At 69.4% G+C, this 17,863-nt stretch carries 20 protein-coding genes; 14 read left to right on the forward strand and 6 right to left on the reverse strand.

Annotation, left to right across the window (positions count from 1 at the left end):
- Positions 1-30 precede the first annotated feature (30 nt).
- Entirely contained in the window at positions 31-741 is a 711-nt protein-coding gene (folE, locus tag Q3Y56_RS04680; RefSeq protein WP_304460708.1) for a GTP cyclohydrolase I, read from the forward strand.
- On the forward strand, positions 728-1,591 hold the full coding sequence (locus Q3Y56_RS04685) for a dihydrofolate reductase family protein (RefSeq protein ID WP_304460709.1): 864 nt from the start codon (positions 728-730) through the stop codon (positions 1,589-1,591). Before folE ends, Q3Y56_RS04685 begins: the two co-directional genes overlap by 14 nt.
- 72 nt (positions 1,592-1,663) lie before the next feature.
- Here the strand turns inward: Q3Y56_RS04685 and Q3Y56_RS04690 are convergent, their stop codons facing one another.
- Together Q3Y56_RS04690 and Q3Y56_RS04695 are read right to left on the reverse strand one after the other, a co-directional pair.
- Positions 1,664-2,353, reverse strand: coding sequence for a hypothetical protein (locus Q3Y56_RS04690; protein WP_304460710.1), 690 nt, complete (start codon positions 2,351-2,353; stop codon positions 1,664-1,666).
- Positions 2,346-2,927 (reverse strand): RNA polymerase sigma factor, encoded by a 582-nt coding sequence (locus Q3Y56_RS04695; protein WP_304460711.1) that lies wholly within the window; start codon positions 2,925-2,927, stop codon positions 2,346-2,348. The genes Q3Y56_RS04690 and Q3Y56_RS04695 overlap by 8 nt, the downstream gene beginning before the upstream one ends.
- A gap of 160 nt (positions 2,928-3,087) precedes the next feature.
- Between Q3Y56_RS04695 and Q3Y56_RS04700 the strand changes: the two genes are divergently transcribed.
- The 11 genes from Q3Y56_RS04700 to Q3Y56_RS04750 all read left to right on the forward strand — a co-directional run bounded on the left by Q3Y56_RS04700 (position 3,088) and on the right by Q3Y56_RS04750 (position 14,522).
- Complete coding sequence (locus tag Q3Y56_RS04700) at positions 3,088-3,555, forward strand: copper-binding protein (protein ID WP_304460712.1); 468 nt, start codon at positions 3,088-3,090, stop codon at positions 3,553-3,555.
- Positions 3,545-3,949 (forward strand): hypothetical protein, encoded by a 405-nt coding sequence (locus tag Q3Y56_RS04705; RefSeq protein WP_304460713.1) that lies wholly within the window; start codon positions 3,545-3,547, stop codon positions 3,947-3,949. The genes Q3Y56_RS04700 and Q3Y56_RS04705 overlap by 11 nt, the downstream gene beginning before the upstream one ends.
- A gap of 363 nt (positions 3,950-4,312) precedes the next feature.
- Positions 4,313-5,584 (forward strand): SGNH/GDSL hydrolase family protein, encoded by a 1,272-nt coding sequence (locus Q3Y56_RS04710; protein WP_304460714.1) that lies wholly within the window; start codon positions 4,313-4,315, stop codon positions 5,582-5,584.
- Between the two features lie 391 nt (positions 5,585-5,975).
- On the forward strand, positions 5,976-6,902 hold the full coding sequence (locus tag Q3Y56_RS04715) for an NADP-dependent oxidoreductase (RefSeq protein WP_304460715.1): 927 nt from the start codon (positions 5,976-5,978) through the stop codon (positions 6,900-6,902).
- A gap of 71 nt (positions 6,903-6,973) precedes the next feature.
- On the forward strand, positions 6,974-7,921 hold the full coding sequence (locus Q3Y56_RS04720; protein WP_304460716.1) for an AraC family transcriptional regulator: 948 nt from the start codon (positions 6,974-6,976) through the stop codon (positions 7,919-7,921).
- Positions 7,922-8,083: 162 nt separating this feature from the next.
- Positions 8,084-9,133: an amidinotransferase gene (locus Q3Y56_RS04725; protein ID WP_304460717.1), complete on the forward strand. Its 1,050-nt coding sequence runs from the start codon at positions 8,084-8,086 to the stop codon at positions 9,131-9,133.
- 195 nt (positions 9,134-9,328) lie between these two features.
- Positions 9,329-10,093, forward strand: coding sequence for a phosphatidylserine decarboxylase (locus Q3Y56_RS04730; protein WP_304460718.1), 765 nt, complete (start codon positions 9,329-9,331; stop codon positions 10,091-10,093).
- Positions 10,094-10,117: 24 nt separating this feature from the next.
- Entirely contained in the window at positions 10,118-11,077 is a 960-nt protein-coding gene (locus Q3Y56_RS04735; RefSeq protein ID WP_304460719.1) for a dimethylarginine dimethylaminohydrolase family protein, read from the forward strand.
- 33 nt (positions 11,078-11,110) lie between these two features.
- Positions 11,111-12,922, forward strand: a complete 1,812-nt coding sequence (locus Q3Y56_RS04740; protein WP_304460720.1) for an ABC transporter ATP-binding protein — start codon at positions 11,111-11,113, stop codon at positions 12,920-12,922.
- Positions 12,923-13,279: 357 nt separating this feature from the next.
- Positions 13,280-13,918, forward strand: a complete 639-nt coding sequence (locus Q3Y56_RS04745; protein ID WP_304460721.1) for an ATP-dependent Clp protease proteolytic subunit — start codon at positions 13,280-13,282, stop codon at positions 13,916-13,918.
- Between the two features lies 1 nt (position 13,919).
- A complete protein-coding gene (locus tag Q3Y56_RS04750; protein ID WP_014172690.1) occupies positions 13,920-14,522 on the forward strand; it encodes a ClpP family protease in 603 nt (200 codons plus the stop codon).
- A gap of 90 nt (positions 14,523-14,612) precedes the next feature.
- Here Q3Y56_RS04750 and Q3Y56_RS04755 read toward each other — a convergent pair whose 3' ends face one another.
- The 4 genes from Q3Y56_RS04755 to Q3Y56_RS04770 all read right to left on the reverse strand — a co-directional run bounded on the left by Q3Y56_RS04755 (position 14,613) and on the right by Q3Y56_RS04770 (position 16,594).
- Entirely contained in the window at positions 14,613-15,044 is a 432-nt protein-coding gene (locus Q3Y56_RS04755; RefSeq protein WP_304460722.1) for a RodZ family helix-turn-helix domain-containing protein, read from the reverse strand.
- A 97-nt stretch (positions 15,045-15,141) separates the two neighbouring features.
- On the reverse strand, positions 15,142-15,912 hold the full coding sequence (locus Q3Y56_RS04760; RefSeq protein WP_304465466.1) for a hypothetical protein: 771 nt from the start codon (positions 15,910-15,912) through the stop codon (positions 15,142-15,144).
- A gap of 65 nt (positions 15,913-15,977) precedes the next feature.
- On the reverse strand, positions 15,978-16,400 hold the full coding sequence (locus Q3Y56_RS04765; RefSeq protein WP_304460723.1) for an isochorismatase family protein: 423 nt from the start codon (positions 16,398-16,400) through the stop codon (positions 15,978-15,980).
- Positions 16,346-16,594 (reverse strand): hypothetical protein, encoded by a 249-nt coding sequence (locus tag Q3Y56_RS04770; RefSeq protein ID WP_304460724.1) that lies wholly within the window; start codon positions 16,592-16,594, stop codon positions 16,346-16,348. Before Q3Y56_RS04770 ends, Q3Y56_RS04765 begins: the two co-directional genes overlap by 55 nt.
- Positions 16,595-16,699: 105 nt before the next feature.
- Here Q3Y56_RS04770 and Q3Y56_RS04775 point away from each other — a divergent pair, with 105 nt between their 5' ends.
- Positions 16,700-17,677, forward strand: coding sequence for a DUF5937 family protein (locus tag Q3Y56_RS04775; protein ID WP_304460725.1), 978 nt, complete (start codon positions 16,700-16,702; stop codon positions 17,675-17,677).
- Positions 17,678-17,863: the final 186 nt, after the last annotated feature.

Consider the following 17,863-nt stretch of genomic DNA (forward strand, 5'->3'; position numbering starts at 1 on the left):
GGATCGGGGGCCGACCGCGAGGGACGACAGGTGAGTGATCAGCAGCAATCACCCGGCGGGGCGCCGAAGGTCGGCGGCCTGGCCGGCGACGACATCGGATACGACAGCGAGGAATGGGCCGCCGTCCGCCCCCGGCGCATCGCCCCCGAGCAGTGGCAGCGGTTCGAGGGGTACATGAAGGAGATCCTCACGGCGCTGGGCATGCCCGACGGATCACCCGGGACAGCCGACACCCCCGGCCGCTTCCTCCGAGCGCTCCTCGAAGCGACCAGCGGCTACGAGGGGGACGAGAAGCTGGTCACCGCCTTCCCCACCGAGTGCCGCGGTGGCCCGGACTGCCGCATCAGCCAGGTGGTCGAGGGCCCGATCCCCTTCTTCTCCCTGTGCGAGCACCACAGTCTGCCGTTCTTCGGCACCGCCTACGTCGGCTACATCGCCCACGAGCACATCCTCGGCCTGTCCAAACTGACCCGGCTGGTGAGGCTGTTCGCCCGCCGCTTCTCGGTACAGGAGCGAATCGGCCAGCAACTCGCCGACGCACTGGAACGCATCCTCCTGCCCCACGGCGTCGCCGTACACCTGGAAGCGCAGCACCTGTGCACGCAGATGCGCGGCGTCGGCGAGGTCGAGTCCAGTACCCGCACCGCCTACTGGCGCGGCAACTACGACACCGAGGACCAGCTGAGGATCGAGTTCTTCGAACTGTGCGGGCTGAGGAGCACCGGACGTGGCCGCCCCTGATACCGCACCGGGTGCACCTGTGAAGCGGACCGAGCCGTTGGTGCCGCTGTACGAGCATCCCGGGCTGCCCCGGTGGGGCCTGCCGCCGGCGCTCGCCGCGCTCTACGGAGGCGACCTGGGCTTCACCGAGCCCTGCCTGTACGCCAACTTCGTCGCCTCGCTCGACGGGGTCGTCGCGCTCGGCCCCGAATTCCCCTCCTCCGGCTCGACCATCAGCGCACGGGAGCCCGCCGACCGATTCCTCATGGGGCTGCTACGGGCCTGCGCCGACGCCGTCCTCATCGGAGCCGGCACCCTGCGCGCCTCACCGCACCACCGCTGGACGCCCGAGCACGTCTACCCGCCCGCCGCAGCCGACTACGCCCGGCTCCGGCTCCGGCGGAGCCGCCCTCCCGAGCCGGAACTGGTCGTGGTCACCGCCAGTGGCGCCCTGCCGACCGACCACCCCGCACTGCGGGCCGGTGCCCTGATCGTCACCACCACCGCGGGGGCCGACCGCCTCGCCGGGCGCCTCCCCACGAGCTGCGCCGTCGTCCCCCTGGGTGACGGCCCCGTGCTGCGCCTGGCTTCCGTGGTCGACGCCATCCTCGCCCGCGGCCACACCGCAGTCCTGTCAGAGGCCGGCCCTCTCGTCCTCGGACAGCTCGTCGGCGACGGCCTCCTGGACGAGCTGTTTTTGACCGTCTCTCCCGTACTGGCAGGCCGGGCGGGCACCATCCGCCACGGGCTGATCGCCGGTCTTGAACTGCTCCCGAACCGGCGCGAGGGAGCCGACCTGATCAGCGCGCGACGGCGGGGGTCCTACCTGTTCCTGCGTTACCGGTTGCGGGCTCTGCTCGGCCGTGATTGAGCGTCGGACCGTTGTGCCGCCCCACCTCTACGGGCGGTGCTGGGGGGCTCTACGGGCGGTGCTGGGGGGGCTCTACGGGCGGTGCTGGGGGGCGAAGTTCGCGGTGGCGAGGACCGAGCCGTCCTCGGCCAGCAGACGGGCGCCGGAGATCGTGGCCGGATCCACCGGGGCCGGTGCTCCCCAGTACCCGTAACCGTCGTCGAGGCGGAACGATCCGATGGACAGCGGTGCCCCGTCGACGTGTTCCAGCTGGCAGGTCACCTTTCCGCTGTGCCGGTCGAGGTCGACGGACATGTAGACCCAGCCTGGTGATCCGGGGTGGGCGAAGATCTGGCCCACCGGGCGGTGTCCGGCGGTCAGGGATGCCTCCAGAAAGGTACGGTTCGGCTCGGCAGGCCGGGACGCGGAGGCGGGCGCGTGGTCGATGGCCGTGCCGATGGCCCAGCCGCCGAAGCCGCAGGCGATCGCGGCGGCGGCCGCGATCGCGGCGATCCGCAACCGTAGGCGTCGACGCCGCAGGCGCTGCGGCCGTGGCACGCTCAGGCGGTCGGCCACCCGTGTCTCGAAGCCGACGGGCGGCTCACTGCCCGGGACAAGGCCCAGCAGGCCGTCACCGACGAGTGTCAGCCGCTCGACGTGCTGTCGGCAACCGGGGCAACGGTCCAGGTGAGCGATGGCCTCGGCACGCTCCTGACCCGGGAGAATGCCCAGCGCCAGCTCGGCGCCGACGGTTCTCAGCTGGTGGCAGGTCATCTCAGTCATGATCGACTCGCTCCGGTCCGAGGACCGTCCGCAGCTTTCCCATCGCCGTCCTGATCCGTGTCTTGGCGGTGCCCAAGGGGATCTGTTCGAACTCGGCGATCTGCTGCGCGGTCATCCCGTAGATCGCGGCCATGACCAGCGCGCGGGCCTGCTCCCGTGGCAGCGTCGCCACCGCGGCTCGCATCCGGGACGAGCTTTCGTCGGCGAGAACCCGCTGCTCAGGGGTGTCGGTGACGACACCGAGGAGTGCGTCGAGGTCTTCGGGGGCGATGGGAGCGGGCTTACGTGCGCGGACCGCGTCGATCGCCAGATTGTGCGCGATGGTCATCAGCCAGGTCTGCACCGACCCGCGGCGGGAGTCGTAGACCTGGGCGTGCCGCCACGCGCGCTCGAACGTCTGCTGGGCGATGTCCTCGGCGATCTGAGGATCGCCGACCACCGCGATCGCGATGCCGAAGACCATGCGCTGGAAGCGGCGCACGAACGCCACGGCGATCTCGGGATCGCCCGACGCCAGGCCCGCCAGCAACGCCTCGTCCGGGACGCGCCCGAGCGCGAAGCCCGTTTTCCGCATATCCGTACATACGGATGGCCTCGCGGAAGGGATTGCCCCGCGCCCACGGGAAATCACCCTCCCATTCTCCGCCGTCCTTCACTTCTCCTCCGCCCCTCAATCCCTCGGCGCGGTCGGCCCGTATGCACAGCAGGAACCAGACCTCGCGGAGGGCCGAGCCATGGCAACGAGAATCACCCGCAGGAACGCCGGGCTGGGGTTGGCCGCCGGAGTGCTGATCGGCGTGCTCGCAGCCTGCGGAGGCGGAGGCGGGAACGGCGACGGGAACGGAGCGACCACGCCGTCACCGCCGACACGGGGCGGCAAGCAGGCCACCCAGGTGGACGTGAACATGACCGACTTCAAGCTCGCGCTGTCCGAGAAGACGTTCAAGGCGGGTGCCTACACGTTCGTCGCGAAGAACAGCGGCCACCATGACCACGCCCTGGAGATCGAGGGCAACGGCGACGAGAGCCGCACCCGGACCCTGGACCCCGGCCAGTCCGCGAAGCTCGACGTGACCCTCAAGGACGGCACTTACCAGGTGTACTGCCCTGTCGACGGGCACAAGGACCTGGGGATGAAGACCGAGATCACCGTGGGCGGTGCCACCATGAACCAGAACCCGTCCAAGGGCGATGGCCACTGACCGGGCGGTCGTGCTCACGGCCCTGCGTCTGACCGGAGCCGGACTGACCGCGGCGATGGGCGCGATACACCTCCACCTCTGGGACGACGGCTACCGGGACCTGCGCTGGATCGGCGTGCTCTTCCTGCTCAACGCGATCGGCGCCGGGCTGCTCGCCGTGGCACTGCTGGCCGTACCCACCCGCTACCTTGCCGTCGCCGCCGCCCTCGGAGCGCTCTTCACGGCCGGAACCCTGGCGGGGCTGTTCATCAGCCTCACGTCCGGCCTCCTGGGCTTCCATGAGTCTCTGGCCGCCCCACTCGTGAAGCCCACCATCGTGGTCGAGGCCACCGGATGCCTCACGCTGGCGATGCTGGCCCTGCTCGCCCACGGCAGCGAATCGCCTCGCCCATGAACCGGATTGTTTACACGCCAGTACGACATTTATCCACGACTTCCACATTACCTTCACCACAAGGGCGTAATTCGCAACAATCACCGCTCAATAGCCGCAAGAGTTGCGACGCTGACTGCGCTCCTCATTGAGCGGGAGCCCCCGTGCAATGCCACGGGTGGGGCGTAAGTGAAGAGGGGGGAACGACCTTCCATGAGGGTTCATCGGAGAGTGACCTGGATCGGATCGGTACTGCTCGTCTGCACGTTAGGGATCCCCGCCGGGGCGGCGCAGGCGGACAGCTCCGTCCAGAGACAGCAGAGATCGGAGCAGTCGGCGAGAACGGGCGGCGGCGAGGGACGGACACCGGCCGCCGGGGACGGCATGGCCAGTACGGCCCGCCCCGGTGCCCCGGCGGCCGCCGCGCCCCGCCGGGAGGGGGCGGCGCGGATACAGGCGGATCAGACGATCACCTTCTCGGAGTTCCCGCTGAACACCGCGATCAGCAAGCAGTACCAGTCGCGCGGCATCGTCTTCGCGGGATCCGGCGGCGGTGGCACCCCGTTCATCAGTCAGGACGGGGCCAACCCGTCTTCCCCCGTGCTCTCCGGCAGCCCCCAGTTCCACGGTGGCATCCAGGGGGCCTTCGTCAAGAAGAACGGCAAGCCGCGCACCGTCTCCAAGTTCTCGCTGGACGTCGGATACATCGACACCCCGGGCACGGTGGCCGTCACCGCCCTCGACCGCAAGGGCAAGCAGATCGCCAGGAAGGTCGTCGACCGGACCGGGATCGTCTCCGTCACCCTCCAGGCCAAGGGCATCGCCTCCTTCCAGGTCGACGAGGTGGCCGGGGAGGCCGCCGGATTCGCCATCGACAACGTCGCCTACGCCCAGCCCGAGGTCCTGGCGGCACTCGGCGACTCGTACTCCTCCGGGGAGGCCAACCCGCCCTACGACCCGGGCACCGGATCCCGCACCGGCTGCCACCGCAGCGCCGGCGGCTGGCCCCGACTGCTGGGCCAGAACAACCAGTCCTTCAAGCGGGTCAAGCACATCGCCTGCTCGGGCGCCACGACCGCGGCGCTGAACGGCCGCTTCAAGGGCGAGATTCCGCAGCTGGAGTCCTTGGCCAAGCTCAAGGGCACGGACGAACCCGCTTACGTCACCATGAGCATGGGCGGCAACGACGTCGGGTTCGCCCCGATCCTCAAGGACTGCTACCTGCACAACTGCGTCAGGGACGGCACGGTGGCCCAGGCGGCGGCCAGGATCGACGCCCTGCGCACGAGGCTGGTGTCCGACTACAAGCGAATCCAGGACACGGCGCCCAACGCCACCGTGGTCATCGTCGGCTACCCGCGGCTGTTTCCCAACCGGAGCCAGGACGAGAACTGCCTCTGGCTGGCGGACAACGAGCGGGCCGGCCTGAACCAGCTGAGCATCAGGCTGGACCGGATGCTCGCCGGGGCGGCGCGCGGCGCCGGTGTGGAGTACGTGTCCGTGCTGGAGACGATGAACCGGCACGAACTGTGCAGCAGGCGCTCCTGGATCTACCCGATCAACATCTACGGCGGGCAGCAGCAGGCCCACCCGATCCTGCCGGGCCAGCAGGCGATCGAAGCGGTGGTGCGCCGGCGCATCGCCGACCTCGGCTGACCGGCGCGGTGCCGGCCACCGGCCGCTGAATACCGGGGCCGTTGGCCAACCGCTTCGGCCTCTCAACACCCCCAGGCGCCAGCCGAAAGACGATGGCTGGCGCCTGGGGCGCGAGCTGCCGAACTGCGGCCCGCGCCCCTGCGGCATGCTGGTGGGCCCGGCACACCGTTGAGTTGACGTTGAAGATCCACTTCCGATGCAGGCCCAGCCGAAGGCCGACCAGGGCCGTCAGTCGCACGCCGCCCGGACAGCCAGGGTGCGCGACCTGGAAGACGCTGGGACATCTTTCGAAGACAGGAGGATATTCATCGGCTCGTTCGATCTTCCTAAGGTTGGAGACATCAAGAGCCGGCCGAACGAGGATCCGGACGAAACGAAAGGCAGCCCTCCCATGCGCGCAGTCATCCAGAAGTCCTTCGGCGGCCCCGAGGTCCTCGAAACCGTCGAGACCGAGCGCCCCACCCCGCTCGGCGGCGAAGTCCTCGTCCGCGTCCACGCGAGCGCGGTCAACCCGGTCGATGTGGCGGTCCGGTCGGGTGCGTACCCGCTGCTCGGCGAGCCGCCGTTCGGCGTCGGCTGGGACATATCCGGCGTCGTCGAGGAGGCTGGTCCGGGTGCCCGGTTCAAGCCGGGCGACGAGGTCTACGGCATGCCGTTCTTCCCCCGCGCCGCCACCGGATACGCCGACTACGTTGCCGTCCCCTCGCGGCAGGTGGCCCGCAAGCCCGCCACGCTCGACCACGTGCATGCCGCCGCCATCCCTCTCGCCGCCCTCACCGCCTGGCAGGGCCTGGTCGACGCGGCCCAGGTGGCCGAAGGGCAGCGGGTGTTGATTCATCGCGCGGCCGGTGGCGTCGGCCACTTCGCCGTCCAGATCGCGAAGGCCCGCGGCGCCCACGTCATCGCCCTGGCGAGTGAGCCCAAGCACGGCTTCGTGCGCGGCCTGGGCGCCGACGAGGTCATCGACTACCGGACCACCGACTACACGGAGGCGGTGCGCGATGTCGACGTCGTCTTCGACTCCTCGTCCGAGGGCACCCGCGCCCTGAGCGTCCTGCGGCCCGGCGGCACCCTCGTCAGCATCATGGAGCACTGGAACCAGGAGCTCGCCGCCGAGATCGAGGCCGCCGGTCGGCGCTTCGCAGGCATCTCGGTCGAACCCGACTACGCCTCGCTGGAGGCCATCGCCGCACTCGTCGACGCGGGTCGCATTCGCCCGCACGTCGCCGAGACGTTCCCGCTCACCGACGCCGCCAAGGCCCATGAGCTGGTCGCGTCCGGCGGAGTCCAGGGCAAGGTCGTCCTCACCGTCACGTGAGCGACCTCCTAAGGTGGAGGCCGGACAAGGACAGGCGTTGGTCGCGGGGAGCTGGGGAGGAGGGGAAGGCGTTGGACATCCTGACCGAGGCGCTGAGTTCCATGCGGACCGGGCATCCCACGTCCGTACGCACTGAGGGCCGCGCGCCCTGGGGCCTGCGCCTCCCCCCGGTCGCCGGCGCCGGCTTCCACGTAGTGCTGTACGGAACGTGCTGGCTGGTCCCGCTCGAGAACGCCTCCGACGCGGAGCCGATCGCCCTGAGCCCCGGCGACGTGATCTTCCTGCGGGACGGCCGTGGCCACATCCTCGCCGACAGCCCCTCCACGCCGGCCGAGGCGGAGCGGCCCGACCAGTACCGGCCGAGTACACCGATCGGTACGGTCACCCTCGGCGGCGACGGTCCCCGTACCAGCCTGCTGTGCGGCAACTACCACTTGGACCAAGGCCGTCCGCACCCGCTCGTTCGCCAGCTTCCCGAGGTCATCCATCTGCCCACGAGGCACGGCCGGCACCCCGAGCTGTGCGCCGCGGTCCAGCTCCTCGGTACGGAGCTGGAGAACCCCCGACTCGGCTCGACCGGCATCGTCCCCGCGCTGATCGACTCGCTGCTCCTCTACATCCTGCGCGCCTGGCTCGACGACCAGCCTCCCGCGGCCGCCGCGGGCTGGGCCGCCGCGCTCGGCGACTCCGCCGTCGCACCGGCCCTGGCCGCCATCCATGAGGCCCCCGCGGCGCAGTGGACCGTCGAGTCGCTGGCCGGCCGGGCGGGGCTGTCTCGCGCGGCCTTCGCCCGCCGCTTCACCACCCTCGTCGGCGAACCGCCCATGGCCTATCTGACTCGTTGGCGCCTGACGACCGCCGCCAAGCTCCTGCGCGAGTCCGAGGCCCCGCTGACCACGGTCGCCGCGCGGACCGGATACGGCTCCGAGTACGCCTTCGCGAAGGCGTTCAAGCGTGAGTACGGCCAGGCCCCCGGTGGCTATCGCCGCGAGGCCCGCGCTGCCTCAGGGGCCGGGTAGTGCCCCACAGAGGCGGGCGACGATGGGGGCGAACCATGGCGGGTTTTCTCTCACCTAGCCCCACTTGCACGGCAGCGGGGCCGCTGCACAACTGCGGGCTGTCCCGAGCCTGGCTGACCGGTGCGGATGCGGCCCCGGCCACGAAGTGTTCACAATGGTGACGTGGATCATCACTCACCACAGTCGATACGGGACGGGGCACGCGCATCCCCGGTCCACGCGGCCAACGAGTGGGATCCCCTGCGCGAAGTGGTCGTGGGCGTCGCACACGGGGCGATGTTCCCGGCCGAGGACACCGCGATGGTGCGCGCCACCATGCCGCGTGAGCACTGGAGCCGCTTCGTCCCCGGAAACCCGTTTCCTGCCGAGGTGGTGCACGCTGCTGAGCAGGAACTCGACCAACTGGCCACGCTCCTGACGGAGCGCGGCGTGCGCGTGCACCGGCCGCTGAGCCTGGACTGGGCAGCACTCGGAGGCTACAGCTCCGCCATGCCCCGGGATGGGCTGTTCGTCACCGGGGAGCGGATCATCGAGGCCCCGATGGCCTGGCGCAGCCGCAGGCGCGAGCACGATGCCTACCTGCCGCTTGTCCAGCGGCTCGTGAAGGAAGGTGCCCGGTGGCTGCCAGCCGGTGTCGACCGGGAGACGAGCGGTCTGTTGGACGGCGCCGGATCCCGCGACGGCTGGGTGATCAACAACACCAGGCCCGCCTGGGACGCCGCGGACTTCCTGCGCCTGGGCGAGGTGGTCCTCGGTCAGCTCAGCCATGTGACCAACCCGTCCGGCGTCGCCCACCTGCAAGAGCGACTCGGCCCCGAACACCGCGTCCACCTCGTCGGACCCGACGATCCGCACGCCATGCACATCGACGCCACGCTGTGCCCGCTGCGCGAGGGCCTGGCCCTGTACAACCCCGAACGCATCGCCCCGCACCAGCTGCGCCGCTCGCCCCTGCGGGACTGGCACCTGGTGGCCGCCCCGCCCCCCACCCCCCGCTCCTGGCCGCCGCTGTTCATGACCAGCGCCTGGGTCCACATGAACCTGCTCGTCGTGGGCCCGGACCAGGTGGTGGTCGAAGCTGCGGACGACGCCATGGCGGACCTGCTCGGCGGGTTGGGCTTCACACCCCTGCGCTGCCCCTTCCAACATGTTCAGAGCCTCGGCGGCTCCTTCCACTGTGCCACCCTCGACCTGCGCCGCCATGACGGCTAGGCAACTGGCCTGAGGCAGGCCGCGCAGCTGCTATTTCTTGACAGCCCAAGGCGGCAGTGAAATAGTTAATATACATAAGCAAATGCTAAATTAGCCAGCACGGGGCACTGCGAGTGGGGACACCGAGTCGCTCCGTGGGCATATGCGCCACACAGGCGCATCCATCCGGAACCTTCGGACACGTGATGAACATCCGTGACCGTGCCCACCTCACGGCGGGGAATTATCGTGAAAACGCTCGAAGCTTGGATAGACTCGGACGTGCGCCCGCTGCAGGACAAGCCACTATCCTGGCTGTCCGAGAACCATTTCTTCCGAGACCCGGTCCGCGCGACGTTCATCGACGACACCTACTTTTTCTCGCCGGCCGACGGAATCGTGCTGTATCAGAAGGAAGTCAAGGCGGACGCCGACCTGCTGGACATCAAGGGCAGGTCGTACACGTTGCGCCATGCGCTGCGGGATCCTTTTTACGATAAACACAGCCTGGTCGTCGGCATATTCATGACCTTCTTCGACGTCCACGTGAACCGGATACCGTTCTCCGGCCGGCTCTCCTACCGCGCCCTGAGCCCCATCCGCACATACAACCTCCCCATGCTGCCGACGGAGCGGACGATCCTGGACGATCTGCGGATCGACACCCGGAAGGCGAGCTACCTCCACCACAACCAGCGGGTGGTCAATCGGATCGACGCCCCCACTCTGGGAAGGTCTTACTACGTGCTCCAGGTCGCCGAATACGACATCAACGCGATCACGCCGTTCGGACTGGAACAGAACTGCCAGTTCACGCAGGGCCAGCGCTTCTCACAGATTCGTTTCGGATCGCAGGTCGATCTCATCGTTCCCCTGTCCGGGGAATGGGATTTCACCCCCGTCATACCCACCGGTTGCCACGTGGAGGCAGGTCTCGATCCACTGATCAAGATCCGGCGCACAACCAGGGCGACCGCATGAGGCCATAAAGCGGAAGGGTTCATCATGACATCCGATGCATTCGACATCGAGCGGCAGGAAACACCTCCCCGAAATCCCACGCTCCTCGATCAGCCGGCATTCCTGATGAACGCACCGTTTTCCTATTCCACAGAGGTCGCCAACAACGCATGGATGGAGGAGCTGTCGGAAGCGGAGCGGGTGCCCGACAATGTTCGGTCATACGCCCAGTTCTTCACGCTCTACAGGTACCTGGCCGGTGAGGCGCTCGTCTATCTTCTGCCGACGCCGCGCACCGACGGCCTCCAGGATCTGGTCTTCACCTCCAATCTGGGCATCGTCCTCGAGCACGTACCCGGGGCCGACACTGTGGTGCTGTCGAACTTCACCAGCGAACCCCGGCGCGGCGAGACCGAAGTGGGAGTCCGGTTCTTCCGGTCGATGGGGTACAGGACCTATGTGCCGGATACCAAGTTCGAGGGTGAGGCCGAACTGAAGCATCTGCACGACAACGTGTACGTGGGGGGGTACGGGCTGCGGTCGGAGCGGGAGACGTACAACTGGCTCGAGCGCACCTTTGACATGAAGGTCGTCAAGCTGGCGCTCACCGATCCGTACCTGTACCACCTCGACTGCACCGTCTTCCCGCTCACCAGCGAGCAGACTCTGGTCAGCACGGAGTTCTACACCCCGGAAGAGATGCGCGAGCTCGAGCGACACACGGAGATCATCGACGTACCAGTCGACGCCGCCTATGCGGGGGTCTGCAACTCGATCCGGCTGCACAACGTCATCGTCAACGCCTCACACCTGTACGAACTGGCAGTCGGCGACAAGGACTACGACTCCGAGGTCCTCAAGAACCGGATGCTGGAGGACCTCGCCCGCAAGTTCGCCTTCGAGGTCCAACTCATCAATCTCAGCGAGTACCTCAAGGGCGGCGCTCTTCTGTCGTGCATGGTGATGCACCTCAACCGGTTCTCGTACAGGTTCCAGTTGACCTGACCGCCGGTGGCCGGTGTATTCGAGGAGAGGAAATTGACCGCTTCGGGCGTGGCAGACAGGCCGACGGGCGCCGCAGGTGGGAGCGAGAACCCGGTCTTGGCGCTGTGGGGCCGTACACACGGGTTCCGTGCCGCGCTCGCGGGTCTGGTCATCCTGGAACTGCTGTCCAATGCCGCCGTGCTGGTGGAACCGCTGGTGGTCATCTGGGTACTGGACGCGTTGCAGGACGACGGTGACCTCTCCACCCCGGTGCTCACGCTGGGCGGGATCGCCGTCGTCGGCGTGGCGCTGGCCGCTGTCACCGTGTTCCTGCTGGGACGCCTCGGACAGCGACTGGTACTCAGGATCCGACAGGAGACAGCGGACCGGATCCTGGACGGCCAGGTCACGGAGGTCGAGAGACTGCCAACCGGTGATCTGCTGTCCCGGGTCGGCAGCGATACCACCCTCTTGCAGCAGACCCTGACCGAGGCACTGGTGCGCGGCGCCGTCGCGCCCTTGGCGCTGCTCGCGGCGCTGGCCCTGATGGCGACGATCAACGGCCTCCTCGCTCTGGTGCTGGTCGCCCTGCTGGCGTGCGCCACGGCGGTCGAGTGGTGGGCGATCGGACGCCATTTCGAAGCCGCCGAGGACACCCAGAACCGGATCGGCCGCATGCTCACCGCACTGCAACGCGTCCTGATCGCCTTCCGAACGGTGAAAGCGTCTGCCACCCAGCCGGACGAGCGACGACGGATCAACGGGGAGGCCGCGGCCGCCTACCGCTCCGGGGTGCGCACCGCGAAGTGGGCCGCCGTAGTGGACGCGGTCGGCCTCGGGACGATGGAAATGCTCTTCCTGGTGGCCTTGGGCATCGGCTCGTTCCAGGTCTCCTCCGGCCAGCTCACGCTGAGCGGTCTGGTGGCGTTTCTGCTGTACGCCATGTATCTGCGGGAGCCGGTGGAGAGGTTGACGGAGGCGGCCCCCTCCATCTCGTCGGGCCTCGCCGCCGTCCAACGGCTCGAGCAGATCAGGAAGCTGCCGGTGGAGTCCGCTCTCGAGGACGGCGAGGGCGCCCGCACCGATGGCACACCGAGCGGACACCGGCGCGACAAGCCCGGCGCGGGGAGCGTCGTCCTGGAGGACGTGTGGTTCGGCTATGACAGTACGGACGTGATCAAGGGGCTGTCGCTGAACCTGGGCCGCGGTCTGACCGTCCTGGCGGGCCCGTCGGGTGCGGGCAAGACCACGGTGCTGAGCCTGATCGAGCGGTTCGTCGACGCGGACCGCGGCCGTATCCGGTTCGACGGCGTCGACATACGGCACTTCCACCGAGGCGACCTGCGCCGAAGGCTCGCCTATGTGGAGCAGGAGTCGCCCCTCCTGGGCTCGACCCTGCGCCAGGCCGTTCTCTATGGGGCTTCCGATGCCGGTGACGCCGAGGTCGCGGCCGTGCTGAGCGCGGTCGGGCTCGATGACTGGGTCGGCTCGCTCCCCCAGGGCCTGGACACTCCGCTCGGCGAGCGCGGCGTGACCATCTCCGGCGGACAACGGCAGCGCCTGGCGGTGGCCCGGGCCCTGCTGCGCCAGGCGGAAGTGCTGCTTCTGGACGAGGCGACCTCACAGCTCGACGGCCGGAGCGAACGGGTGCTGTTGCGGACCATCGTCGAGAACGCCAGGGCGCGCACGGTCGTCGCGGTCACCCAGCGGCTCTCCCTCGCCGCTCACGCCGAACGGGTCGTCGTGCTGGACGACGGCCGTATCCGCGCGGTGGGCACACACCAGGAACTTCTCAGCACCGATCCTCTCTACCGGGCGCTCGCCGCCTCGGACGACCACGTGCCGCCGTCGACACGTTCGGCCTGAGGCCGACCCGCCGAAGACCGCCGCGGTCACCCTCGTCTGGCGGCAAAGCGGTTCGGTGTGGAGGTGCCGCGGGGTGTCGGTTCATGTGGTGGAGGCAGCGGCGGGCGAGGTCGCGTTCAGACCGCTCGATCAGTCCTCCGGCCGAAGCCGCTGACGAGCGGCCGCGGTGCTCGGCTCAGCGTCCGTAGAAGTCGGCCCTGATCGCGACGACGACGCGCAGGCAGTTGTCGGCACCGCGTCCGTCATCTCTGCCCGTGGCGAATCTGCGGCGGGCAGAGAAACCGCATCCGGGGATCTCCCGAGGTCAAGAGTGGAGTCGACGGCGTCCCTGCCTCGACGGAGACCAAAGGAGACCAGATGACTTCACTCACCACGCTCCAGCCGCGCGCGGAGGAGGGCGACACACCGCCCAGCCGCTTCGACGACCATCTCGCGGCACAGCTGCTCGCCCAGCGGATCGTCCTCCTCGGCACACAGGTCGACGACGTGTCGGCCAACCGTGTGTGCGCGCAGTTGCTGCTGCTGTCGGCGGAGGACCCGCGCACCGACATCAGCCTGTTCATCAACAGCCCCGGCGGGTCGGTCACCGCCGGTCTCGCCATCTACGACACCCTGCGGCTCATCCCGAACGAGGTCTCGACGCTGGCGATGGGGTTCGCCGCCAGCATGGGCCAGTTCCTGCTCACCGTGGGGGCGCCCGGCAAGCGGTTCGCGCTGCCGAACGCGCGGATCATGATGCACCAGCCCTCGGCGGGCATCGGTGGCACCGCCGCGGACATCGAGATCCAGGCGGAGAACCTCCAGTTCACGAAGAAGGCCATCGAGCGGATCACCGCCGAGCACACCGGGCAGAGCGAGGAGACGATTCGGCGGGACGGCGACCGGGACCGCTGGTTCACGGCCGAGCAGGCCAGGGAGTACGGGATGGTGGACCGGGTGGTGGAGTCGCTCGCCGACATCCGCCCGGCCGCGTCGCGCCGACGGATGGGGTTGTGACATGGGGTCGTACACGGTTCCCTACGTCATCGAGCGGACCGCGCAGGGCGAGCGGTCCTACGACGTCTTCAGCCGGCTGCTGAACGAGCGGATCATCTTCCTCGGCACCGAGATCGACGACGGGGTCGCCAACGTGGTCATCGCGCAACTCCTGCATCTGGAGTCGGCGAACCCCGAGCGCGAGATCTCGATCTATCTCAACTCGCCCGGTGGATCGTTCACTTCGCTGATGGCGATCTACGACACGATGACGTTCGTGCAGGCGCCGATCTCCACGTTCTGCGTCGGTCAGGCGGCGTCGACGGCGGCGGTGCTGCTGGCCGGCGGAGATCCCGGGCGACGGTTCGTGCTCCAGCACGCGCGGGTGCTGCTCGGCCAGCCGGCCAGCGGCGGCCGGCAGGGGACGGTCTCCGATCTCAGCCTCGCGGCCAAGGAGATGGTCCGCATCCGCTCGCAGGTGGAGGAGGTCCTGTCCCGGCACACGCATCACGACGTGGCGACGCTGCGCGCGGACATGGACCGGGACAAGGTGCTCACCGCCGAGGAGGCCGTCGCCTACGGGCTCGCCGACGAGGTGCTGAGCCGACGGCTCGCGTTCGTCTGACCCCGCGCGGCCGTGGCCGAAGGCCGGCGAGCCGGCCGGTACGGCGGTGGTGCGCCCCGTGCGCCCCGTCCGTACCGGCCGCCGGTTCGGTCAGGCGGCGAGACAGAGGCCGTCGTACTGCGCCGTGGGCGCCGTGCGGCCCCGGCCCACCCGGCTCCGGGCGTACCGGGCCAGCTCGTCCTGGGCGAGCGAGAGCAGGTCGGCGAGGCCGAGCCCGAGGGCCTGGGCGGCGGCCGCGAGCACCTCGGAGGAGCCCTCCTTGCGTCCGCGCTCGAGCTCCGACAGGTACGGCATCGAGATCCGAGCCGCCTCCGCGACGTCCTTCAGCGTGCGCTCCTGGGCGAGCCGCTCGCGCCGCAGCACATCGCCGACGAGGTCGCGCCACAGGGGTTCCCTCGGCGCGGGTGTCTGTGGGGCTCCCGCCGGTCGCTGCGGGGCGCGGGTCGCCCCACCGGAACCGGGCGGCGAGGTCTGCGGGCGCAGGGGGATGACGCGGGCGTCGTTCGGCGCATGAGTACTCACCCCTTCAGCCTAGAGATCCGGGGCGCCGGGGGAAGGGCGCGGCGTTCTGCCCTGGGTGAAGCCGTGCGGGTGGCCAGTGCCGGCCTCCAGGCGTCCGTCAGCGAAGGGAGGAGCTGTACATCCCGCCAAGCTGGCGGATTTCCTGCAGCGGGTACGGGGTCTGCCTGCTCTGGCGCTGGAGCTTGCGGTTGAAGTCGGACATCGCTGCGGCGATCGGGGCGTGCCGGGTGAGGATCGCCGCGGCCTCCTCCGGGATTCCGGTGGGGCGCTTGCCCTCCGCGTAGGCGCGCACCAGCGCGTAGCGACCCTCCTGGTCCTCCCTCTGATATCCGTACAGAGCGGTGACCAGCCAGTTCACCAGATACGTGGCGGTGTAACAGCGGTCGTAGGTCTGATGCCGCTGGATCCGGCGGCGCACCTGCGATCTGCCGCCCCAGTAGGCGACGGCCCGTTCGATGTCGGCCAGTTCTTCGGGCAGGGGCGTTGAGTCCGGCAGCACCCGCCAGTGGTACATCAGGGGGAAGCCCTCGTATTCCGCCGCGAGCACCCAGTTCGTCGTCATGATGTGCACGGCGAGCTCTCGCCAGGCCCCGAAGCCCGGCCCGCCGATGCCGTACTGGCAGAAGACGGGCAGCTCGAACAGGTTCGCCGTGGACCGGAGGTGCTCAGGTTGCCTCTCCGGATCGGTCAGGGGCACCCGCTTCACGAAGACCGGGGTTCCGGCGACCTCCAGCAGAGCCGACGTCCCGCCGATGCCGGTTCCGATCGGCACGGCCGTGTCCACGAGCTTGCTCAGGGCGCGATCACCGCACAAGGCCAGGGATGTGGAGACGGCACTATGGGCGGTCAGACGCGCACCGCGCGACATGTCAGGGAACGTCACTGCCGCCTCCACCTGGCCACCAGCTCAGGCAACGATTTCTGACTGGAGTACTAGCCGCGGACAGCGGCAAGTTGTCCGACGAGCGTGGCGAACGGCATGTCCAGATCCGCGTACAGCTCCGGCGCGATCGGATGGGCGTTGTCGGCGAGGATCTCCACGGCGAGACTGGCGTAGTCGCTCACGATCACCCCCGCCTGCCGCAGCCGCAGAAGTCCGGTCTCCCGCTTGGTCGCGGAGAAGGTGCCGGAGGCGTCGACGGCGACGTAGGCGGTGTGGCCCGCGGCGGTAGCGGCGATCGCGGGGAAGGCGGCGCAGACCTCGAGGGAGACCCCGGCGATGAGGATCTTGTCGCGTCCGGTCGCCTCGATCGCGCTCCGGACGCGGTCGTCGTGCCAGGCGTTCACCGTGCTCCGGTCGATCACCTCGAGGTTTTCCGGCAGTACGGCCCGCAGCTCGGGATGAGGGGTCCCCACATGCCGTCCGCCGCGGTGGTGGTGACGACGACGGGGAGGTTCAGGCGCAGCGCGGCCTTGGCCAGGCAGGTGACATTGTGCTTGAGCTCGTCCACGCCGATGTCGCGTACGCCGGTGAACAGCCCGATCTGGTGATCCACCAGCAGCAGAGCGGCGTTGTCCGCGGTGAGGGACTCGTGGAATGGGTTCGACATCGTCATTTCCCCTGGTCTTACGGGTGGTTGATGGGTGGTCGGCCGTTCGGCGGCCGTGACGACGATGTTTGACCAGCACGCCCCCGCCCCGTAAATGTTTCATCTGTGCCTAAATCCTCGTACGCCGAGTTCGACTTCACCTCCGCCGACCTCGCGCGTCTGAGGTTCGCCTTCTCACCGCTGTCGGAGGCGGTCGCGAGTCTGCGCACGCTGCGGGATCCCGGCCGCCACGCACTGCACCTGCCGTGGATCCGCGCCGTGCGCCCCCGGCTCGCCGGTCTGGACCTGCGACTGCTGTGCGCGCTGGTGCCGCTCGGCCCGTACATCGCCGACTTCCTGACCCCGCCCCCGGCCGGGCCACTGCCGGACGTCACCGCCGAGTTGGAGCTGGTCGCCGCGGCGGACCCGGACGAGGCCGCCCGCGAGGCGGCCCGGGTTCCGGGCGCCGACGCCCCGCCGGTGCGGGAGTTCCTCGCCGATCCGGCCGCGGGGGTGGCCCGCGCGGCCGCCGAGCTGCGGCTGTACTGGGACACGGCGCTGGACCCGTTCTGGCCGCAGATCCGCGGCCTGTTCGAGTCCGAGGTGCTGCGCCGCGCCCGGCAACTGACCCGCGACGGCGCCGGTGCGATGTTCAACGACCTGCACCCGAACATCACCTGGCACGACGGCCGCCTGCGCGTGCGGACCCGCGCCTGGCGGCGCAGCGGACCCCTCGACGGTGACGGCATGATCCTCGTACCGAGCGTCTTCCACTGGCCGGACACGACGGTGATGGCCGAGCCGTACCAGCCGATGCTGGTGTATCCCGCCCCGGGCGTCGCCACGGTCTGGTCGCACGAGACCGTGCCCACAACCGACGCGCTCAGCGCTCTCATCGGCCGCACCCGCGCCCGGATCCTGGTCGCCCTCACCGAGGCGGCCACCACGAGCATCCTGGCGCGCCGGCTGTCCATGGCGCCGGGCGCCATCAGCCAGCACCTCAAGGTGCTGCACGAGAGCGGTCTGGTCATCCGCAACCGCAGCGGACGCGAGGTCTTCTACGAGCGCTCCCCGGTGGGGCACACGCTGTGCGGGGTGCCCTGAGGGCGTGGGCGGTCCGCGGACAGCGGTGTCCGGCGTTGCCGTGGCGCGCAAGACCTGCTGGACGATCGCCGAAGGCCACCGGCGGCTCAGGCAGGACGCGAGGCTGGCGCCGACGGGACGTGGTGGGGACCGGTTCCAGGCGGGGCCGGGCCCCCGGCGGCGGCGGAGCGGCGGTGCCCCTGCCGC

Source organism: Streptomyces sp. XD-27 (assembly GCF_030553055.1).
In the GTDB taxonomy this organism is placed as follows: domain Bacteria; phylum Actinomycetota; class Actinomycetes; order Streptomycetales; family Streptomycetaceae; genus Streptomyces.

Excerpts from the sequence above, each read along its gene's own strand:
- Q3Y56_RS04750 (WP_014172690.1), top strand. The coding sequence starts at position 13,920 with ATGGGGTCGTACACGGTTCCCTACGTCATCGAGCGGACCGCGCAGGGC.
- Q3Y56_RS04770 (WP_304460724.1), bottom strand. The coding sequence starts at position 16,594 with ATGTCGAACCCATTCCACGAGTCCCTCACCGCGGACAACGCCGCTCTG.
- Q3Y56_RS04715 (WP_304460715.1), top strand. The coding sequence starts at position 5,976 with ATGCGCGCAGTCATCCAGAAGTCCTTCGGCGGCCCCGAGGTCCTCGAA.
- Q3Y56_RS04695 (WP_304460711.1), bottom strand. The coding sequence starts at position 2,927 with ATGCGGAAAACGGGCTTCGCGCTCGGGCGCGTCCCGGACGAGGCGTTG.
- Q3Y56_RS04735 (WP_304460719.1), top strand. The coding sequence starts at position 10,118 with ATGACATCCGATGCATTCGACATCGAGCGGCAGGAAACACCTCCCCGA.
- Q3Y56_RS04745 (WP_304460721.1), top strand. The coding sequence starts at position 13,280 with ATGACTTCACTCACCACGCTCCAGCCGCGCGCGGAGGAGGGCGACACA.
- Q3Y56_RS04690 (WP_304460710.1), bottom strand. The coding sequence starts at position 2,353 with ATGACTGAGATGACCTGCCACCAGCTGAGAACCGTCGGCGCCGAGCTG.
- Q3Y56_RS04710 (WP_304460714.1), top strand. The coding sequence starts at position 4,313 with ATGGCCAGTACGGCCCGCCCCGGTGCCCCGGCGGCCGCCGCGCCCCGC.
- Q3Y56_RS04705 (WP_304460713.1), top strand. The coding sequence starts at position 3,545 with ATGGCCACTGACCGGGCGGTCGTGCTCACGGCCCTGCGTCTGACCGGA.
- Q3Y56_RS04760 (WP_304465466.1), bottom strand. The coding sequence starts at position 15,912 with ATGTCGCGCGGTGCGCGTCTGACCGCCCATAGTGCCGTCTCCACATCC.
- Q3Y56_RS04700 (WP_304460712.1), top strand. The coding sequence starts at position 3,088 with ATGGCAACGAGAATCACCCGCAGGAACGCCGGGCTGGGGTTGGCCGCC.